This is a genomic window from Marinobacter nitratireducens, assembly GCF_000708045.1.
Lineage (GTDB): Bacteria > Pseudomonadota > Gammaproteobacteria > Pseudomonadales > Oleiphilaceae > Marinobacter > Marinobacter nitratireducens.
Genome location: NZ_ANIE01000014.1, coordinates 1 through 364 on the forward strand (window position 1 = coordinate 1; position 364 = coordinate 364).

The 364-nt window shown below is 55.5% G+C and carries 1 protein-coding gene; it reads right to left on the bottom strand.

Going from position 1 to position 364, the window contains the following annotated elements; genetic code table 11:
- On the bottom strand, positions 1 to 364 hold a 364-nt coding region (locus D777_RS17485; protein WP_036135039.1), incomplete at both ends, for an SUMF1/EgtB/PvdO family nonheme iron enzyme.

Here is a 364-nt window from a genome sequence, read left to right on the forward strand (position 1 = left end):
TGCTTCCTGCCATTCCTTTGTCCACGCCGGAAGGTTGGGCTCGAACAGGTGCTGTCGATCTTCCCGGGAACGAAGCTCCGGGGCATAGGGCGCTTTACCCATCACTTCCCGATATAGATCGAAATCTCCCAGCGTGGTTTCGTATTTCGAGAGGTAAAAGTCATCTAGGGTGGCCTCGTGGAGTTCGTCATTGTCCGGCCAGATGTCCGCATGGCAGAGCTCTTCTGAACCAGGCTCACAGGGCACTCCAAACTCTCCCATCATGAAAGTACCGCCTTCCACAAACACCATGTTGTCCAGCGCCCGAACCACCAGTTCCGTGACCGCTTGTTGTTGGGAATATGACAGGTCTGGGTGGTGTGCC